The organism is Methanoculleus sediminis, assembly GCF_001017125.1.
GTDB classification, from domain to species: Archaea; Halobacteriota; Methanomicrobia; order Methanomicrobiales; family Methanoculleaceae; genus Methanoculleus; species Methanoculleus sediminis.
On the sequence record NZ_JXOJ01000003.1, the window covers coordinates 128,554 to 144,974 of the forward strand.

The 16,421-nt window shown below is 61.9% G+C and carries 18 protein-coding genes; 6 read left to right on the plus strand and 12 right to left on the minus strand.

Annotation, left to right across the window (positions count from 1 at the left end):
• On the plus strand, positions 1-2,032 hold a 2,032-nt coding region (locus SZ63_RS12980; RefSeq protein ID WP_193788026.1), incomplete at its 5' end, for a fasciclin domain-containing protein.
• Positions 2,033-2,131: 99 nt separating this feature from the next.
• Here SZ63_RS12980 and SZ63_RS08190 read toward each other — a convergent pair.
• The 4 genes from SZ63_RS08190 to SZ63_RS08205 form a co-directional block, all read right to left on the minus strand.
• The gene (locus SZ63_RS08190) at positions 2,132-2,407 is read right to left on the minus strand and encodes a hypothetical protein (protein WP_048184095.1); all 276 of its coding nucleotides are present in this window, start codon (positions 2,405-2,407) and stop codon (positions 2,132-2,134) included.
• 7 nt (positions 2,408-2,414) lie between these two features.
• Positions 2,415-2,750 carry a cupin domain-containing protein gene (locus SZ63_RS08195; protein WP_048184098.1) on the minus strand — a complete coding sequence of 112 codons (336 nt, stop codon included), beginning with the start codon at positions 2,748-2,750 and terminating at the stop codon, positions 2,415-2,417.
• A gap of 84 nt (positions 2,751-2,834) precedes the next feature.
• Positions 2,835-3,173, minus strand: a complete 339-nt coding sequence (locus tag SZ63_RS08200) for a cupin domain-containing protein (RefSeq protein WP_048184247.1) — start codon at positions 3,171-3,173, stop codon at positions 2,835-2,837.
• Between the two features lie 39 nt (positions 3,174-3,212).
• The gene (locus SZ63_RS08205) at positions 3,213-3,995 is read right to left on the minus strand and encodes a DUF2115 domain-containing protein (protein WP_241481289.1); all 783 of its coding nucleotides are present in this window, start codon (positions 3,993-3,995) and stop codon (positions 3,213-3,215) included.
• 69 nt (positions 3,996-4,064) lie between these two features.
• Here SZ63_RS08205 and SZ63_RS08210 point away from each other — a divergent pair, with 69 nt between their 5' ends.
• On the plus strand, positions 4,065-4,895 hold the full coding sequence (locus SZ63_RS08210; protein ID WP_048184100.1) for a TrmB family transcriptional regulator: 831 nt from the start codon (positions 4,065-4,067) through the stop codon (positions 4,893-4,895).
• A 6-nt stretch (positions 4,896-4,901) separates the two neighbouring features.
• Here the strand turns inward: SZ63_RS08210 and SZ63_RS08215 are convergent, their stop codons facing one another.
• The 3 genes from SZ63_RS08215 to SZ63_RS08225 form a co-directional block, all read right to left on the minus strand.
• Positions 4,902-5,588, minus strand: a complete 687-nt coding sequence (locus SZ63_RS08215; protein WP_048184103.1) for a nitrite/sulfite reductase domain-containing protein — start codon at positions 5,586-5,588, stop codon at positions 4,902-4,904.
• 100 nt (positions 5,589-5,688) lie between these two features.
• Positions 5,689-6,204, minus strand: coding sequence for a hypothetical protein (locus SZ63_RS08220; RefSeq protein ID WP_048184105.1), 516 nt, complete (start codon positions 6,202-6,204; stop codon positions 5,689-5,691).
• Positions 6,205-6,259: 55 nt separating this feature from the next.
• A complete protein-coding gene (locus tag SZ63_RS08225; RefSeq protein WP_048184107.1) occupies positions 6,260-6,604 on the minus strand; it encodes a DUF488 domain-containing protein in 345 nt (114 codons plus the stop codon).
• Positions 6,605-6,730: 126 nt separating this feature from the next.
• Here SZ63_RS08225 and SZ63_RS12455 point away from each other — a divergent pair, with 126 nt between their 5' ends.
• Positions 6,731-7,213: a cupredoxin domain-containing protein gene (locus SZ63_RS12455; RefSeq protein ID WP_052959112.1), complete on the plus strand. Its 483-nt coding sequence runs from the start codon at positions 6,731-6,733 to the stop codon at positions 7,211-7,213.
• 143 nt (positions 7,214-7,356) lie between these two features.
• The gene (locus SZ63_RS08235; RefSeq protein WP_162199195.1) at positions 7,357-7,626 is read left to right on the plus strand and encodes a hypothetical protein; all 270 of its coding nucleotides are present in this window, start codon (positions 7,357-7,359) and stop codon (positions 7,624-7,626) included.
• A gap of 158 nt (positions 7,627-7,784) precedes the next feature.
• Here SZ63_RS08235 and SZ63_RS08240 read toward each other — a convergent pair whose 3' ends face one another.
• Entirely contained in the window at positions 7,785-11,858 is a 4,074-nt protein-coding gene (locus SZ63_RS08240) for an Ig-like domain-containing protein (RefSeq protein ID WP_048184109.1), read from the minus strand.
• Between the two features lie 628 nt (positions 11,859-12,486).
• The gene (locus tag SZ63_RS13185) at positions 12,487-12,825 is read right to left on the minus strand and encodes a hypothetical protein (protein WP_156168453.1); all 339 of its coding nucleotides are present in this window, start codon (positions 12,823-12,825) and stop codon (positions 12,487-12,489) included.
• 102 nt (positions 12,826-12,927) lie between these two features.
• Here SZ63_RS13185 and SZ63_RS12755 point away from each other — a divergent pair, with 102 nt between their 5' ends.
• Positions 12,928-13,626 (plus strand): DUF3800 domain-containing protein, encoded by a 699-nt coding sequence (locus SZ63_RS12755; RefSeq protein ID WP_082122715.1) that lies wholly within the window; start codon positions 12,928-12,930, stop codon positions 13,624-13,626.
• Between the two features lie 200 nt (positions 13,627-13,826).
• Here the strand turns inward: SZ63_RS12755 and SZ63_RS08250 are convergent, their stop codons facing one another.
• The 3 genes from SZ63_RS08250 to SZ63_RS08260 all read right to left on the minus strand — a co-directional run bounded on the left by SZ63_RS08250 (position 13,827) and on the right by SZ63_RS08260 (position 15,593).
• Entirely contained in the window at positions 13,827-14,057 is a 231-nt protein-coding gene (locus SZ63_RS08250; RefSeq protein ID WP_048184111.1) for a hypothetical protein, read from the minus strand.
• Between the two features lie 380 nt (positions 14,058-14,437).
• Positions 14,438-14,968, minus strand: a complete 531-nt coding sequence (locus tag SZ63_RS08255; protein WP_048184259.1) for a hypothetical protein — start codon at positions 14,966-14,968, stop codon at positions 14,438-14,440.
• Positions 14,969-15,170: 202 nt separating this feature from the next.
• Positions 15,171-15,593: a type IV pilin gene (locus tag SZ63_RS08260; RefSeq protein ID WP_048184113.1), complete on the minus strand. Its 423-nt coding sequence runs from the start codon at positions 15,591-15,593 to the stop codon at positions 15,171-15,173.
• 523 nt (positions 15,594-16,116) lie between these two features.
• Between SZ63_RS08260 and SZ63_RS13030 the strand changes: the two genes are divergently transcribed.
• Positions 16,117-16,421, plus strand: a 305-nt coding sequence (locus tag SZ63_RS13030; RefSeq protein WP_048184115.1) for a hypothetical protein, incomplete at its 3' end; no start/stop codon positions are given.

Consider the following 16,421-nt stretch of genomic DNA (forward strand, 5'->3'; position numbering starts at 1 on the left):
CACTCCGAGTCCGACGGTGAACGTCACTCCGAGTCCGACGGTGAACGTCACTCCGAGTCCGACGGTGAACGTCACTCCGAGTCCGGGTCCGGAAGCGAACGTAACGCCATCCGTAAACGTCTCCGATCAGCCGATCGAGAACGATACGGTGATTGTTGACAACGCCACGATCAACCAGACGGGTTGGGCGGACATTCATGCGGACCTGAACGGAACGCCCGGGCCGATCATCGGCTACAGCCAGATCACCGAAGGCGTAAATGAGAATGTCTCCGTGGAGATCGAGGTCGAAAACGCGACGCCGGTGCTCTATGCCATGCTTCACATCGATGCGGGAGAGCAGGGCGTCCATGAGTTCCCGGGTCCCGACGTGCCGATCCTGGTGAACGGAAGCCCCGTCCAGCAGGCCTTCAACGTGACCGGGGGGCTGCCGCCCGTGAACGTGACGCCGACCCCGACGGTGAACGTGACCCCGACCCCGACGGTGAATGTGACGCCGACGCCGACGGTGAACGTTACTCCGACACCGACGGTGAACGTTACGCCGACCCCGACGGTGAATGTTACGCCGACGCCGACGGTGAACGTGACGCCGAGTCCGACGGTGAACGTGACGCCGACGCCGACGGTGAACGTCACTCCGACGCCGACGGTGAACGTTACGCCGACACCGACGGTGAACGTGACTCCGACGCCGACGGTGAATGTTACTCCGACCCCGACGGTGAACGTGACGCCGACGCCGGAACCCGGTGCGAACATCACCGAACAGATCATCGAAGGTCTTTCGGACCAGGAGAACCTGACGACGTTCGTTGAAGCCTTAAACAACTCTACGATCGGCGAGGAACTCGACGAGAACAGGAGTTACGTGATATGCGCTCCGAACAATGATGCGTTTGCCGGGCTGGGGAACCAGACGCTCTCGGTGATCATGGGCGATGAGATGCTCTTGAACAGCATCCTCGGTTACCACGTCATCCAGGGTGACTACACGATCGAAGAACTCGCGCGACTCTGCGAGAATTCGACCGACGGACAGATCTCCCTGCCGACCCTCGAAGGATCGGAGGTTAACGTCTCGCTCACCGACGACGGCCAGCTGACCATCAACAACATCATTGTTGTGACCCAGATTCAGATCACGAACAACATCGTGGTCTACGTGATCGACGGTGTCCTGATTCCACCGGACACCCCGATCCCAACCCCTACTCCGACAGTTACTCCGACGCCGACGGTGAACGTTACTCCGACCCCGACGGTGAACGTGACTCCGAGTCCGACGGTGAACGTGACTCCGAGTCCGACGGTGAACGTTACTCCGACGCCGACGGTGAACGTGACTCCGACACCGACGGTGAACGTTACTCCGACACCGACGGTGAACGTGACCCCGACACCGACGGTGAACGTGACCCCGACACCGACGGTGAACGTGACCCCGACACCGACGGTGAACGTGACCCCGACACCGACGGTGAACGTGACCCCGACACCGGCAATGCCGGAGGAGACCATGGATCTCCAGCTCTATGAAGGCTGGAACTTCGTCTCTATCCCGAGAACGCTCTCTGCGGGCAACGATACCGCAGCGTCGGTCTTTGCGGACGTCGACACCGGCGGGCGGTCGATCTACACCCATACCCCGGCGGGCGGCTTCGAGCCCCTGGGCGAGAATGAGACCCTGTTGGTCCTTGAGGGATACTGGGTCTACTCGACCGAGGAGACGACCGTGCAGCTGATGCTCAGCACCAACCCGGTGAGGGCACCCGCACTGAAGACGCTCAGCCCGGGCTGGAACGCCATCGGCTACTCCGACCTGACGGAGCGCAGTGCGGATGAGGCGCTCACGTCGGTTGAAGACACCTGGGTCTACGTCGTCGGCTACGATGCGGAGAACCAGAGCTACCGGCCGGCGATCGTCAACAACCAGACCGGAGACCAGGACGAGGGACAGAACCTCTTCCCGACCGAGGGTTACTGGCTGTTTGTGCGCGAGGATGGCAGACTGGCTGCCATCAGCGCCTGACCTTTTTTTGCGGTTGTGCGTTCAGGCAGGCCGAAGGCCTGGTATCCGGGACGAGGTCCTTGAGAAGAGAAATGGTTTAGCCGGGGGAGTGGCGTCTGCTCACTCCTGCGTTCCCGTATACTCCCGCATCAGGGCGTCGCCGTAGGCTTCCTGCTTCCTTGTCGGGATGTAGTTGAACTCACCGGCTCTCCTGAGGAGCTCTGTGCGAATCGCAGCGTCGTCCGCGAGATGCAGGTTCCGCACGCCGTCGACGATGAAGTCGAGCTGGTTGACGCCGGTCTCCTTCCCGTCCACGAGGATCGTCTTGATCTTGATTGCGTCCGGCCGGACCCCGCCGCAGACGGTGCAGTAATCGCCTTCCTTCTCGTTCGTCACGTCTCCGTCACTCCCGTATCATCGTAAGCGACATCTTGAACCGGGTTACGGCCGAGAGAGCGTGGGGGACGTTCGCCGGGAAGATGATCGTCTCCCCTTCCTTCATCTGGTGCGTCTCGCCCGCGACCCAGACCTCGCACTCCCCGTCGAGGATCGTCACCACCGCATCGTAGGGTGCGGTGTGCTCCGAGAGCCCTTCGTCCTCGTCGAACGAGAAGAGGGTGATGCTCCCCACCGGTTTGTTGACGATCATCCTGCTTGCCACGGTTCCGTCCTGGTAGGCGACGAGATCCGCCAGCCGGAGAACCTTCCCCTGCAGATCTGCACGATTCTCTTTAGCCATCGGTATACCAACCTGTATCGTTACTCTGTCGTTCCTCTCTATCTACCCTTTCCTTTTCGCCCGCGTGTGGACGAGCGGCCGCGCTCACAACAGCCGCGTCCCGGTCGTCGGCCGGGGAACCTTCACCACCAGCACCCGGAAGGTGCCGTTGCTCTCGTTCATCCAGCGGTGCGGGATCTTTGCCGGGCTCTCGACCAGGTGATCCTTCCCGACCTCGGCACGCTCGTCGCCGATCTCGACGATCCCCGTGCCTTCGAGGACGTAGAAGAAGACGTCCACCGGGGTGATGTGCTTCTTGAGCGATTCGCCGGGGTTAAGCGTGATCACCACCGCAGTCGCGTGCTCGGTGTCGTAGACCTTCCGGGCGTCGACATGGTGCGGGTTCTCGCCGATTGGTTCCTGTGCTACATCGACAATCTTCATCTCGTTCATCTCCGGATTCTACCTGTCTCTCCGGGATAGTTAACCTTTGTAGTTCGTCCAGTAGTTCGCGAGGCACTCCCGCCGTCTCCGCTCCTGCCGGCGGGCCCGCATCTCCGGGTAGGTGGGCTCCGTGCTCTGGACCGCCGGGCAGTAGGGGCAGAGGGCGAACGGCACGTCGTCGGCCAGGTCCCGGACCGGGCAGAGGTAGATCCCCTCCCATTCGTCGACGATCTGCCCGCCGGGGAACGGGGTGCCGACGGGATGGGCGGGCTCCTCCACGACGAAGATGGTGAACGCGGAGAGGAGGTACTTCAGGTAGAGATACTTCGGGTCTTTCTCCCGCGCTTTTGCCGTGCAGGCCTCCGCTACCATCGAGCAGTAGCCGCCGAGCGCCGGGGCGGGGGACTCGTCCAGTCCGCGGCCGCCGCCGTTCCGGGAGAGGAGGATCAGGCGGTGGTGCGCCCCGAAGATCTCTTCCCTGACGCTTGATAGAAGGCGGCCGCGGTAGTCCTCCGGGAGGTGGGCGACCTTACGCTCGAACCGGGCGTTCATCGCCTCGAGGTCGCGGAGGTCGTATGCCGCAGTTTCGTCCGCGATGATCCGGAGGAGGTCGCGTTTTGTCTCTGTCTCCTGCATCCGGCGGCACGCCGTCCGGATGGCCGCCGCCGATACCGTCTCTCCGTGTCCTGTCTCCTCTCCGCCGTCTTCGGCGAAGGTGTCGATGAGGAGGGAGCTGACCTCGTCGGGGCCGGTTCCGGAACGGCTGCTGCCTTCCCTGCCGAGGAACCGCCGGATACGCTCAAGAATTGCTCGTAACTGCATGGTCGGAGATCTTGTGGAGTATGGAACGCACGAAGGTTTAACCCTCGTGTAACTCTCATAGTAACAATAATGGACGACCTGATCCGGAGCCTCACGGCGCTCGGGCTGACGGAGTACGAAGCCCGGGTTTACGCCGCCCTCGTCGGGATCGGGGAGGGGAGCGCCCGCCAGATCCACGAGGCGAGCGGCGTCCCGCGCCCGAGGGTCTACGACATCGCCGAAGGGCTTGCCGGCCGGGGTTTCATCACCGTCCGGCGGGGGAGCCCGCACGTCTACATCCCGGCCGAGCCCGCCGTCGTCATCCACCACTTGAAGAGCGCCGTGGATGCCGCGGCGACGGCGGCGGTGCAGGGTCTCGACGCCCTCTCGCTCGACGCCCGGTCGAAGAACTCGCCGATCTGGTACGTGCAGGGGGAGTGGAGCATCCGGCGCCACGCGGAGTCGCTTGCCGGGGGCGTCGCCCGCGACCTTGCCGTCGTCTGCCTGGACTACCGGGAGATCGGGGAGTTCGCCCGCCTGATCGCCGATGCATCGAGAGAGCATCCCGTGAGCGTCCTCCTCCCGAACGGGAAGCGCGGGATCAAGAAGCCGCTCGGGGACGCGTCCCTCTACGTCCCGAAGCCCTTCTGCACCTTCTTCCAGGAGAACATCTTCGAGAAGATCTACTGCGGCCCGATCCCGGTGGACGGGTCGGCGTTCCTGCTCGATTACATCTTCATCGCCGACGACCGTGTCTGCATGATCGTCTACCGCCAGGACGGGGTCAGGAACGCCGTCGTGATCACCCTGCCGTTCATCGCCTGTGTTCAACGGCAGTTCGTCAACCGGATGATCGCGAACGCCGACTGCATCGGCGGCCCGGCGGGAGCGGGGACGGGGGTGCGGCCCCCTTCCGCGTAACCCCGGTCAGACGGAGTCGAGCGGGATGTAGGGGGCGAAGGTCAGGACGTCCTTTCTGACGGCATCGAACCCGACCCGCTCGACGAACCGTGCGGTCCGCTCGCCGGGTCTGGCGTTATCCCGGTAGTACTCGAGCAGCCGGCGGACCAGATCGAGGGCCTGATCTTTTGAGAGGTCTTTTGCGGCGACGTCGCCGATCCGGGGACGGCCGCCGGAGTTGCCCCCGAAGACGACCGTCCAGCCTTTTGCGTTCCCCATGAGCCCGATATCGCGGAGGTAACTCTCGCCGCAGCACCGGGGGCACCCCGAGACCCCCATCTTGAGTTTTGCCGGCAGGTTCATGTCCTGGTAGAGTTCCTCTACCTCGAGCCCGAGGCCCAGGGAGTCCTGTTTGCCGTACTTGCAGGTCACTGTTCCCGGGCATGCCTGGACGTAGTGGACGCAGGGCGCGGTCGCCTGCCCGACGGTCATCCCGAGCTCGTTCCAGATGCTCTCGACGTCCTCTTCTTTGATGCCTACGAGCACCATCCGCTGCCCCGACGTCATCTTGATGACGGGGATCTCGTAGCGCCTGGCGACCTTGACGATGCTCTCCAGGTGCTCCGGGCTGACGATCCCCGCGGGTGTTCTCGGCACGATTGCGTAGGTCGTTTTGTCTCTCTGGAGGATTGCTCCTCTGGGTCCGTTTTCCATGCTCTTGTCACCTCTCCGGCAGGTTCGGGTGCGCCGGATACAATCCATCCATTGCGGTCGGGAGGTAAAAGTATGCTGTCACCATGCGGGGTACACCCGTTCAGGAACTCCCGTACGGCCCTTCGCCCCGCGAGCGCAGCCGCCGGAGCAGCACGGCTGCCGCCAGGAGCACGACGTTCACGGCGAGCAGGGGCAGGTTTTCGGGGCTTGCCGCGTAGGCGAGGAGGCCGGCCGGCAGGAGTGTTACGGAGATGACGGCGGTCAGCACGGTGGCGGCAAGGAAGATCGGGAAGGTTTGTTCATACCCCGGCGCCCTGAACCCCTCAAAAAGGGGCTGCTGCAGGAGGTAGGACGCGTAGGCGACGGCGAGCACCAGGGCGATGTAGGCCGCCGTTCCCGGGAGGAACCGCCTGCCGAGCGACTCGCTCTTTATGAGGAGGTAGAGGACGGCGAGGGGGGAGACGCCGACGAACGCGGCCATCCAGGTGGTGGCGCTCACCGCGAGGCCGAACGGCGGATCGAATCCGGCAAGGGCGAGTGCGCCGGGCTGGGTGAGGACGAGGAGGAGAAGGTTGATCAGGAGAAAGTCCGCTCCCGTGCGGCGCCCGGAGTCCATTCAGGTTTCTGTCGGCCGCCATGCTTTAAACGCTTTCTGTTCCGCGCCGGCAGCCTTACTCTTCCTCGATATACCGTTTCAGCGCCACGGCGTTGTTGTGCTCCTCGTCCTTCGCGGCGTAGAGGAGCGTAACGGTCCCCTCCCCCGCCTCCTGCCGGAGCCGGGCGAGTTCCTCCTCCTTCCCCTTGAGTTCGGCCCGGTAGCGCCGGAGAAACTCCTCCCACTTCGCCGGGTCGTGCCCGAACCACCGGCGCAGTTCGCTCGACGGTGCAAGATCCTTCTCCCACCGGTCGAGCGACGCCTTCTCTTTCGAGACGCCTCTCGGCCAGATCCGGTCGACGAGAACCCGGGTGCCGTCGTCTTTTGAGGGCTCTCTGTAGATCCTCTTTGTGCGTAGCATGGGCGGATGTGCGGCGGCCTCCCACTTAACCCTGTTCCCGGGGTAACCCGGCCCTGACGGGCGGGATTTCTCTCCGGGTGCACGGGGCGGCGAAGGTATAAATACGATGGGCAGAAGTTCTCCGCCATGAAGCCCAACGCACTCCTTCTCGCGGCGCTCCTCGTCGTGAGCGCCGGTTTGCTTGCGGCGGGGTGTACCGCGCCGGACGGAGACGCCACCCCGACCGCCACGGAGACGGTAACGGCACCGACCGGGACGCCGGTGGTAACGGAGACGGAGAACGTCACAACGGCGGCGACGATCGCAATGGACGGCCCGGGTGCGACCTTCGTCATCGCCGCCGATAACCTGGCCTTCGACACGAGCACCATCACGGTGCCCGCGGGGGCGAACGTGACGATAACCTTCGAAAACCGGGATGACGGGATCCCGCACAACATCGCGGTCTACATGAACGCCTCGGCGGTCGAGGAGATCTTCGTGGGCGAGACCATCACCGGCCCGGACCAGACAACCTATACCTTCACGGCGCCGGAGGAGCCCGGCACGTACTTCTTCCGGTGCGACGTCCATCCGCAGCAGATGACCGGCGACTTCATCGTGGAGTGAGATCTTCTCAAAATGTTTTTATCTCTCGCCGCGTTCCGGGCGGGCGGGATGCAGGGGGCCCTGCACCGCGAACGGGGGTTTCCGACGGCAGCGGCTCGAACGGATGCGAAATTATAAGTAACATGTGCGTGATGGCCCCTCGCATGAGGCCAATCCCAGTCCTTCTGGCGGTGCTCCTCATCCTCGGCGCGAGCATACTGGCGGCGGGATGCACCATGCCGGGTGGAGACGGCGCCCAGCCGACCCCGGCGGAGATGGAGACCGAGACCCCGATGGAGATAGAGACCGAGACCCCGATGGAGATAGAGACCGAGACCCCGATGGAGATAGAGACCGAGACCCCGGTGGAGATGGAGACCGAGACCCTGCCCGAAGCCGGGATGACCGCAGCGGGCGTTCAGACAGGATACTGACGCAGTAAAACCGTCGAACAGGCCGCATTGCTGGTGCGGCTCCCCCCCACTTCTTCCTTGCCTGCGGATTCCCGTGAGTTGAGACCATCTCCTGCACCGCTCGTCTTCTGAACTCGCAGGAGACGCGTCCGCGATGCCGCACAAAAAAGAGTTGGGGTTCAGCGCCTCTTCCTCGCCCAGAGGAGGAAGGCCAGCGGTGCGAGGAGGGGCGCGTAGACGAGCGGTGCCGCAGGCGTCGTCGTCGCCGCGACGGTCGGTTCGGTCGTCATCGTCTCCGTCCCTTCGGGCGTCGCGGTAGCCTCCGTCGTGACGTTCGTCTCCGTCGTCACGGTCACGTTCTCCGGCATCGCGGCGATGGCGAAGGTGGAGAATCCGGCGGTGGTCGCCCGGAAGCGGTACAACCCGTTCTCTTCACCGACGACCTCGGTCTCCAGAATCTGCCAGCCGCCGTTGACGTAGCGCATGAGCCTGACGTCCTCCGGGAGCATCTCGTGCTCCTCGAGCCACTTCGCCGGGACGGTGAAGGTCAACGTCGCGCCGCCGACCTGGTTCGGGTTCGCCCACGAGAGGGCGATCTCGACGTACTCGTAGGTGCTGCCGCCGGGAGGCTCCGCCAGGGTGGGGCACCCCGTCTCCTTCACGGTCATCAGCAGTTTCGGGATGTTGTCGGACGCCGTGATGGCGATGCTGCCGATCGACGTGACGTCGATACCCGAGAACGTGTGCGTCTCGCCGCCTTTCAGGTCCTCGCAGATCCCTGCGAAGAAGGAGGGGCCGGGGTCGCCGCCGCCGTCACTATAGGCGCGTATGTTCGATCCGCCGTTGTTGGGATCGGGTGTGGGTTTGGGCGTGGGGTCGGTCGTGGGCGCCGCCGTGACGGTGACCGACGCCGCTGCTTCAACGCCGCCGGCACACGCCGTCACGTCCGTGAAGCCCTGTGAGAACGCCGCGAAGAGGCCGGCGCGGTCGATCGTGCCGACATCGTCGTCGGAGCACGACCAGGCCACCCTGACCCAGTCCATCTCGTTCTCGCACTGGTCGTATACCGTGGCCGTAAACTCCCGGGTTCCTCCGGGCGCGAGCGTGGTTTCAGACGGTTCGACCTCGATGCAGGCCGGGACCGGGAGCGAAGGCAGAACGGTCACGCAGGCGGAGCCGGAGATTCCGTCTGCCGATGCGATGACCTGCACCTCGCCGTCGCAGAGCGCGTTGAAGACGCCGCACTCGTCGATGGTGCCGACGCACGGATCGCTGCTCTCCCAGGTCACGTTGGCGTCCATGGGGAAGCCGTACTGGTCGAATCCCCTGGCGGTGAGCGCCAGGCAGTTCCCGGCAGGGATGCAGAAGTCGGACGGGCTGACCTCGATCCGTGCAAGTTCGGGCGCCGTCGACCGGACGGTCACCGTCGCGGTTCCGGCCGCGGTCTCGTTCTCTCCGGCAACCGTCGCGGTGACGGACGTGCTGCCGCAGTCGAGAGCGGTGAAGAGGCCGTCATCGGTGATCTCGCCGACACCCGGGTCGTCGCACGACCAGACCACGGCAGAACCTGCGTTGTCCTGCAGGTCATACACGGTCGCGGTGAACTGCCACTCGTCTCCGGGGTCCAGGATGATCGCCGACGGGGAGACCACGATACCTGCGGACTCGTCGGTGACCTCTACGTCCGCCGTCCCGGCGACGCCGTCTGCCGTTGCGGTGACGGTCGCCGTGCCCGCGGCGAGAGCCGCGAAGAACCCGGTGCCGTCGACCTCGCCGACGGTCTCATCGCTGCATTCCCACTCGATTGTGACGTCGGGCATCTCGCAGCCGTCCTGGTCGAGAGCGGTCGCGGTGAGCGCCGCGGTGTCGCCGGCGGCGAGCGTGATTGCCGACGGGGTGACGACGATGGACGTTACGACGGGGTCGTTGCAGTTCACGGTGACGGTTGCGGTTCCTTCGGCGCCGTCTCCGCATGCGGTGACGGTCGCCGTACCGCCGTCGAGCGCGATGAAGACGCCGCACTCATCGATGGTGCCGACGCACTCGTCGCAGCACTCCCAGGTGATCTCGGCGTCCCCGACGATGTTGCCGAACCGGTCGAACGCGACGACTTCGAACTCAAGTTCGTCGCCGACCTCGAGCGTGGCCGTGGACGGCACGACCGCAATCTTCGCGAGCAGAGGCCATTCGTCGACGGTGACGGTCGCGGTTCCGGTGAGGCCGTCTGCCGTTGCGGTGACGGTCGCCGTGCCTGCGGCGAGAGCGGTGAAGAACCCGTCCGCATCGATGGTGCCGACGTTCTCGTCGCTGCTCGACCAGGCGGTCTCCCCGGCGGGCATGGCGTTGCCGTTCTGGTCATAGACCGTCACGACGAACTTCTGGATGTCGTCGACGTCCAGGGTGGCCTGCGGCGGCGTGATCGCGATCTCCGTCGCGACCGGGTCTACCGGGTCGCCGGCGCTGACGGTGACGGTTGCGGTTCCGGAGAGGTCTTCCGCCGTTGCGGTGACGGTCGCCGTGCCCGCTGCCTTCGCGGTGAAGAGTCCGTTACCGGCGATCTCGCCGACGGTCGCGTTGCCGCACGACCAGTTGACCGCAACGCCGGTCATCGCGCCGCCGAACTGGTCGCGGACGGTCGCGGAGAACTGCTGCGTGCCGTTGATCACAAGCGTGGCAGTGGGCGGTGTGACCTCGATCTCGGATGCGACCGGTTCTTCGTCCGTGACGGTGACGGTCGCGGTTCCGTTGATGCCGTCTGCCGACGCGGTGATGGTCGCCGTGCCCGCGGCGAGAGCGGTGAAGAGCCCGTTACCGGCGATCTCGCCGACGGTCTCGTTGCTGCACGACCAGTTGAACTCGATGCCGGCCATCGCGCTGTCGTTCTCATCGAAGGCGGTTGCCGAGAACTGTTTCGTGCCGTCGAGGCCGAGCGTGAACGTGGACGGGTCGATCTCGATGCGTGTCACGACCGGTTCTACCGGTTCGTCTGCGTTGACGATGACGGTCGCGGTTCCGGTGATGCCGCCTGCCGCCGCGACGACGGTCGTCGTGCCTGCTTCGTAAGCGAGGAAGTAGCCGCCGGAGTCGATGTATCCGACTGTGTCGTTTCCGCACGACCAGGAGACCTTCAGGCCGGGTATGACTTCATCGTTCCCGTCGTAGCAGGTGGCGTTGAACTTCACCTCGTCGTCGATATCCATCGTAGCTTCAGATGGTTCGACCTCGATCCTCGCGACCTCGATCGGCTCTCCCTCGGGATCGTACATGAACATGTAGAGGTCCGAGTAAGAATCGCGGGCTTTCTGCCAGACGATCATGTTTCCGCTGGCGGCGGGGTAGAGCTGTTCGCCGCCGGCGGTGGGCACGGCCATCTCTTCGCCGCCATTGAGGTCGTACATGTAGATGCTTCTCGGTGCGTCCCGCTTGTCCTCCCACGCGACGATCTGTCCGGTGAGCGCCGGCGAAACCTGTTCGGAGCCGTTGGAGGTGATCCTCTGTTCCCCGCCGGACGGGTCGTCGAGATCGGTCATGTAGATGTCGGGGCTCGCATTCCGGTTATCCTCCCAGGCTATGACGCTCCCGTAGAGCGAGGGCCAGGACTGAATCGCCGTGCTCGCGGATACCGCCCCTTTCATCTCGCCGGCGCCGATGTCGTAGTAATAGACCCTCTCGTCCGCCTCTTCTATCCAGGCGACGTACTTCTCCGAGAGTGCGGGCTTGAACTCGGTGCTCCCGCCGGGGATCGTCGTCCTGGCGTCGCACTCGATGACGTCTTTCACGCTGCCGGCGGCGATGTCGTAGAGGACGATGCTGGTATCGCCGCTGCTGTCGTCGTACCAGGCAACGTAGTTCCCGCGGACGATCGGGAGCCACTGCTTGCCCGTGTCGTTGGTGAGCAGTTCCTCGCCGCCTGTCGAGCGGTCATAGAGGTAGACATCCCAGTTTCCGTTCCGGTAGTCCTGCCAGACGATGTGGTTGCCGGAGATGGACGGCCTCTCCTGCGAGGCGGGATCGTTAGTTATCCCGATGCCGGATGAGCCCGGACTGTCCGAGAAGTAGATATCCTTGTTTCCGTTCCGGCCGTCTTCCCAGACGACCATGTTCCCGTCGATGTCGGGGTACTCCTGCGACCCGGAGAAGACGACAAACGGTACATATTCTCCCGGAGCAGTTTTTGCCGCCATAACCGGCGACGCCAGCAGCCCGACGATGACGACTGCACATAGCAGCGTCAGATACGTGAGTTTTTTCATTTTTTCCCCCTTGACATTCGCTCGCTGTCCGCGGGACGGCGGCGCATACCTGCCGGTAGCGCAAACAGGCTGGCTAAAGCAGGTGCTCGCCGGGGCGTCCGGCAGACGGAGAGCGAATTCCTATTTAAGACCCGGTCATACGGTAGCCGGTGAATGGGTGGATAGCGGTATAAATATATATCTTTTACGGTGATTTATTCTCAAAATTTTATAATAAAAACAGGGATCTCTTATGCGTCCTTACGGGCAGAGGGAGATCCGGAAGGGGCCTTCACAGGCCGCCGCCCGCCGGATCGCGGGGAGACCGTTCAGGGCGTCTACTCGCCCCGGAATCGGTAAGGCCGTTAATTTTTCACCGAAATCCCCGCAGAAGAACCGGCGGCCGTATCCGGTCGGCGCATCGCGGGGGTTACGAGCACCACCATACGTGGAGGGGCGTCACTCCCCCGCTATTTCTCCCTCGTGATCCTCTTCTTCATACTCCGGTTCATCGTCCTCCTCCACCTTCAGAATATACCCCGCGACACCGAGGAGGAGCGGCACCCCGACCGGGACGGCAAACCCCGCCGGGCCGTGGAGGAAGGGGCCGTACTGGGGTGGTACGACGAACCTGCGGCCTGTGCCCCTCTCATAACGGAAAGATCGCGTACTGGATGTACCAGATGTGCTGCACCGCCGGTATCCAGAAGTGGTAGCCCTCCCAGCAGCTGGTGGCGAACCGGAAGTCGACGGCGAGTTCCCACGCGAGCGGGAAGAGCATCAGCACCGGGACGGCGTAGGCGAGGAGGCGGGGGGAGGCCCGGCGGGCGAGCACGGCGGCATAGAGCACCGCAACACCGGGCAGGGAAATAACGGTAGATACTACGGACCACAGCAACTTCCAGAGGATTGTGATCGGGAGCCACCGTTGCAGGCAGACCTTCAGGATCTGCCTTTTGGTGACCTGAACTTCTGTTTTGTTCCGCATTTCAACCGTCCAGTCTGGAAACAATCGTAAAGAGTTTAATTGTTGAAACACCAGTATTTTTACAGAATTCGTATCTTCGGCAGCCCACGGCCGTTTTCTGAGGTGATAATTATACCAGAGATCATGCCCTCCCCCAGGGGAGTTAATATCTACATCGACGAATCCGGGGATCTTGGATTTACTGGAGAGCTCTCTCCCTACTTTATCATCGCAGCAATAATCGCACAGGGCCCGGAACAGGTTCAAAAATGTAGGACCTGTATGAAACGAACCATGAGAAAACTCCCAAAGAAGTACAAAAATATTGCAGAACTCAAATATCACAATACAGATGATACGTACAGGAGGCGTATTTTAGAGGATTTTTCAAAAACAGAGATTGAAATTGCATATGTGGTTCTCAGGAAAGAACAGGTTTACGATAATCTAAGGAATAACCGTCAGATATTGTATAATTATCTCACAGGCTCGCTTGTTGCAAATATAATCTCGAAATACGGATTTTCCCATGAAATTAATGTGATCATAGATAAGTCTCTTGATGGAGTGAGCCGGGAAGAGTTCGACAAATACCTTATATATCGCTCTCTGGATCGAGACAATTCGTATCACACGGGAAACTATCAATTAGAAGTAACCCATGTTGATTCGAAACAGAACCTCTGCGTACAGGCAGTTGATTTCATAGCAGGAGCGGTCCATAGACATTATAGAGGACATGCGCCCATGGCAGATCACTATCACATCATCGAAGGAAATATAACGGTTGTCCTTGATTATTTCAAAGGCCGTCAAAAGTAGAAAATAGTGACCCCTTCCTTACTTTGTCCCACCCGCCTCAAGGCGGCCTCATCCTTTTCAGGAAGGATTTACTCACTACGGTGCATGGTATGTATGTATGACATATAAGCTTATCGAGGAGTTGCTTCTGTCCTTTCGGCGGGGTTTTCCAGAACGCCCCCAACGAAATGAGAGGCAAACCTATTAGGGATTTTCATCCTTCACAGCGGGAAGATCGCGTACTGGATGTACCAGATGTAGTGCACCACCGGTATCCAGAAGTGGTAGCCCTCCCAGCAGCCGGTGGCGAACCGGAAGTCGACGACGAGTTCCCAGGCAAGCGGGAAGAACATCAGCACCGGGACGGCGTAGGCGAAGAACGAGAGCGGCGATACCTGGAAGAACGCCGCGGACCCGGCACGGGCGTTTGGGGTGCGTGTTGTACCTGACATGGGTTGTGGTCGTGGGGAGGTTTGAGGATAACGAGTCGTGGATATTGGTTGATAGGGTGGTTTGAAGGGTTGATCTTTTTCGGCGATTTTTGAGAGCGGAAAGGTTTCTGATCGCGCTTGATGGGATGGTAAAACGAGGAAAAAGCCCGATGCAGTGGACCGTGGGAGTATCGCCATGGGGGGAACGACGCTCCTGCGGAGCGGAGTTCGATCACCGAAGGTGCGATGCGGTGAAACCCCTCCCCCAGACGCGATATCACCTTGAAAGCCGTTTACGGGATGTGCGACCGAGCGAAGGCCGGGACCTTGAGCACCTTCCAACACAGGCGAACGGGTAGGGTGACTAGAAAGGAGTTCCTGTCAAGAAAAAGGGCAAAGCGTCACTCCTCGCCTTCCTCCTCTTCCCCGTACCCCTCCTCTTCTTCTTCATACCCCGGTTCATCGTCCTCCTCCACCGTCATGATATACCCCGCGACGCCGAGGAGGAGCGGCACCCCGACCGGGACGGCGAACCCCGCCGGGCCGTACAGCGTGGGGCCGTACTGGGCGACGCAGGAGAGGAGGTAGGCGGCGGCAGCGCTGATGAGAAGGAGGGCGAGGGGTCTCCTGATCCGGGCAGTCCCGTCGTGCCGGCGGTAGACGAGATACCCGGCGGCGGCGATGAGGAGAGCGGTGCCGAGAGCCCAGAGGAGGATCGAGAGGGCCGACCGGCCGCCGATGGTGCCGGACGTGACGTAGCCGAGGTCGTCGACGAGGGTGATGAGGCTCGTCCCGAGATAGGTCTGCTGGTAGCGGAAGAATGAGCACTGGAGGCCGGCGCCGATACCGTCGGCGATGACGTAGATGTTCGCCGGGAGGAGGAAGACGGCCGCGAGGAGGGCGGGGAGGAGGGATCTCTCTGGTACGGGCATTCTGGTATCTCCGGTTGTCGGGATGGGCGTCTGGTAGATCATTGGTCGGGTGGGCTGAAAGACATCTCCGTGCAGTTTCCCCGTGATGGGGCTGCATGGCTGCCGGGATCGGCTGGAACATGTTGCGGAAGGTGCGCTGCCGGAATTCCGTGCCCGGCGCAGAGTTGCGCCTGATGGATAAAGACTAAAAAAAGTATTAGGATTAGAAGGTCCTGTCAAGGATGATCTGTTCGGCACCGTCAGACCACTTTCCAACGACCAGGAGCCGGCCGGATACGCTACTGGGCTCAAAGCTGATTACATCGCCCACGTTGAACCGTCCCGAAACTCCACCCTCATAAGCTGTAGTGCCAGATGGGACCACTTCACCGACCATATCAACCGGGCTTCCAGCATGGGTGATAGTGACATTCTGGAGCGTGCTCAGGTCCGGGCCTCCACTGATTGTCATTGTGATGTTGCCACCGTCAAGCTTGGCCTGCATCGAGACTGTCTTCGTCGTCTGCACGTTCCCAGTCATTCCAAACACAAACGCCGCAATAACCGCGGCGAGGATCACCGTGATCGCGACCATGAGGATAACGCCGATAACCGGCGATACTGCTTCTTCATTCTTGAAGTTCATTATACACACCTCTAGACTCCGAGCCCCGATGGGGCAGGCAGTCGATAAGATAAACTGATTTTTCAAAATATATAATGATATTGGAGTGATTCTTTCCAGAATGATTATATGTTCCTGTCGCCGGTTGTGTGAAAGAATCTTTCATGGTATACATGGTTTGCCGAAAAGAACCAACAGGCCCGGAATGTCGTTTTGTGGATTATACGAGTTCATCGGTATGCACATATAAAAAAGGCCCCCTTCCGGTGTGCCGCCCGGGTGCGGCGGGGTGGGGTGTCATGGTGGTTCGAGCGAGCCGGGTCCGGGGCGGCGTGCAGCCGCAGCCGTCTCCGGGGAGATGTGCCTGTGCGTCGTGGGGCGGGACGGTGCCCGTGGATCGTGCCGGGCATTGATGGAGATCGGCAAGACGGGAAACGGTACCCGCTCCCGAACCCCCGGCTAACCCCGTTCACCGGCGAGGAACGTCCCGGGTTCCCGGACAGTGATCGCGGAGAGGATCTCCTCATCCGGTTGCTCTGGATAGGTGGCGGTGATAGCAGACCCCTCCCCGGATCACGGAGACCAGCGGGAAGTGCGCATCTGGCACCCCAGGGATATCCAGGGTTTCGACCGGGGCATTCTCCTCTCCCAGTACTTCGCTAAAATGGCTGAGGTAGTCTTCAAGAGGTCGATCCATCGACTTCTCTTCGCGTTCTTCGCGCCTTCGCGTGAGTTGATAGGCGAAGATACCAATACGGTCTCACGCGAAGATCGCGAAGCCGCGAAGTGCGATGTTCCATCAGGAACAGAGTTCGAGCACCGCAAGGTGCGAAGTGCGATGTTCCATCA